Origin of the sequence: Corallococcus praedator (genome assembly GCF_003612125.1) — a bacterium.
GTDB lineage: Bacteria > Myxococcota > Myxococcia > Myxococcales > Myxococcaceae > Corallococcus > Corallococcus praedator.
On record NZ_RAWI01000681.1, the window covers coordinates 1 to 2,526 of the forward strand.

A 2,526-nucleotide genomic window follows, 5' to 3' on the forward strand; every position below is an offset into this window, starting at 1 on the left:
GCGGGCAAGCCACAGCACCCGCGCGACCGCCCGCGCCACCACCCGGGCGCGGATCCCGGCTGGTGGCGCGGGCGGGCGCGCGGGTGCTGTGGCTTGCCAGCGTGCGGTGGCGCGAAGGCCCTTCGGCTTCACGCGCCGCGGCCTGGGCCGCCTCGACGTGGGCTTCGGCCCGCTCGGTGGCGACGAGGCGCGGACGCTGCGACGCGCGCACCTCCTCCTTCGTGTCCTCCGTGTACTCGAAGTGGAACAGGCGCTTGATGACCAGCGTGGCGTACGCGCCGGGGGGCAGCGTGAAGGCCACGTTGACCTTGATGTCGCCGCGGTTCACGTCGTCGTTCTGCGTGCGGCCCACCACGAGCTTGTGCGGGTGCATCAGCAGGGGGCGCTGCTCTTCCTTGAAGTAGAGCAGGCGCTCCGCGTTCTTGATGCGCAGGTCGGAGAGCTTGAGCTTCTCGCGGCCCAGCACCCACGCCATGGCCTCCGCCACCTTCGGGTCGCTGAAGGTGGAGTCCGGCCCGACCAGCGGGAACGTCGCGTCGCGCAGCGTGTTCAGGACCTCCGGACTCGCGTCCCGGAAGTGCAGCAGCGTGCCGGCCTGGTAGCGCATGGGGAACATGTGCTCGCGCGGCAGCAGCAGCTGCAGGTAGCGCCGGACGCCCTCGTTCCAGAGGAAGCTCTGGTACTCGAAGAGGATCATCGCCCGGTAGTCCGAGTCGATCTGCAGGAACGCCCGCATCCAGTCGTTCGGATGGTCCCGCAGCGAGCGCAGGATGCGGTGGTACTTCTTCGCGCCCTCGAAGGGCACGCGCGCGTCCCACTGGCCCCAGTTGTCGCGCCAGAAGCCCTTCACCTTGGCGTCCTCGGTGCGATCCAGCTCCGAGGGACGGGCGAAGTAGTTGTGCAGCGCGGCCTCGAAGTCGCCCCGGATGATGTCCTTGGCGATGAAGCCCTGGCCGTGCTTGAGCGCGCCGAAGCGCTGACTGTCGAAGTAGTTCACCACGCCCAGGCGGTTGACCTCGGCGGTGGCCAGATTCAGCGGCGCCAGCGAGTCGTGCGACAGGGCGCGCACGGTGACGGAGAAGCGGTTGGAGGTGATGTTGCGCGCCGACAGCGCCTTGTCCGTCCGGCCCAGGAACTTCAGGCGCAGGTCGGGCTCCTGCATGTCGACGTCCGCGCCATCCACCGCGATGATCTGCTCGGTGCGGCCCTGCTTGTCCTTCAGGCCGCAGTAGCTGATGGAGCCCGGCTTCAAGCCGAACTTGGTGATGAGGCGGTTGACCGCGTCAAAGGTGGACAACTTCTGCTTGTCCATGAGGTAGACACGATGCCGCCCATTGGCGGCTTCGTCGAAGCGGTAGGACTCCTTCACGGAGAAGTCCTCGGGTTTTTGCTTGATTCGCACGACAGCCCCCTTAGCAGCGTGGACGCGCGGAATGAAGCGTTCGCGCCGGAAATGGGCATAACCTGCAACCCCATGAGATCTCTTCCCGTCCTGCTCCTGCTGGGGTTCGCCAGCGTCACGGTGGGTTGTGCCACCCCCCTTTCCACGATGCAGACGGCGAAGACGCTGTCGCCCGGCCAGGTCCAGGTGACGGGCAGCATGGGCGTCTTCGTGCCGGTGGGCACCCTGGCCAGCGTGGTGGACGTGGGCATCGACCAGGGGCGCGAGGCGATGGACGCCATCGAGGAGGGCCGGCCCTACACCCTCTCCGAGGAGGATCAGCAGCGCCTGCTCACCGCCGGCATCGCCCTGGTGGTGGCCCCGCCGGGCGTCAACCCGGAGCTGATGGTGCGGGTGGGCGTCCTGGACGGGCTGGACCTGGGCGGCCGCTTCAGCAGCAACGCCCTGCGCTTCGACGGGAAGGTGCGGCTGGCCCACGGTGGGGAAGAGAGGAACCGCTCCTACGACCTGGCCCTGGGCCTGGGGGTGTCCAAGCACCTGTTCTCCGGGGCGCTGCTGGACGTGCTGGAGGTGGTGGAGCTGGGAGACTTCAACCGCTTCGACGTGGAGGTGCCGCTGTACCTGAGCGCCGAATACGGCGACGTGTTCAAGCTCTACGGGGCCCCCAAGTACGTCTACAGCCACACCCGGCTGGACGCGCAGCTGGTGGACTTCGCCCAGCAGGGCGCCCCGGTGACGGGCTTCGACGTGAGCCTGCCCACCACGGTCAGCAGCCACTTCGTGGGCTCCACGGTGGGCTTCGCCCTGGGCTACCGCTACGTGCACATCTACGCGGAGCTGACGGGCGGCTACGTGTACTGCAAGCCGGACATCTTCGGCGGGAAGCGGGACCTGGGCGGGATGACCTTCCTGCCGTCCATCGGGCTGGCCTTCCGCTCGCCCGGCGCCCGTCCGCCCGCGTCAGCGGCCCCGGCGGCCCCGGGGACGGTGGCCCCGCCTTCGATATGAGCCCCTTGAGGTCGCTTCGAAGCCCCGGGACTGACCGGCCGTACAGGGGGACAGCGGCCCGGAAGGGGTGGGGCGACGCGAGCGTTCCTTTGGGGCGGAGGGCTCTGGTAGTGTCC

At 68.8% G+C, this 2,526-nt stretch carries 2 protein-coding genes; one reads left to right on the top strand and one right to left on the bottom strand.

Annotated elements, in window-relative coordinates; translation table 11 throughout:
• Positions 1-1,402: tRNA pseudouridine(13) synthase TruD (truD, locus tag D7Y13_RS40770; RefSeq protein ID WP_244222457.1), on the bottom strand; the 1,402-nt coding region annotated here is incomplete at its 3' end.
• 72 nt (positions 1,403-1,474) lie between these two features.
• Here truD and D7Y13_RS40775 point away from each other — a divergent pair.
• Positions 1,475-2,410: a hypothetical protein gene (locus D7Y13_RS40775; RefSeq protein ID WP_120537828.1), complete on the top strand. Its 936-nt coding sequence runs from the start codon at positions 1,475-1,477 to the stop codon at positions 2,408-2,410.
• Positions 2,411-2,526 lie beyond the last annotated feature (116 nt).

What these genes read in the sequence shown, in the direction of transcription:
- D7Y13_RS40775 (WP_120537828.1), top strand. Translation starts at nt 1,475, where the DNA reads ATGAGATCTCTTCCCGTCCTGCTCCTGCTGGGGTTCGCCAGCGTCACG.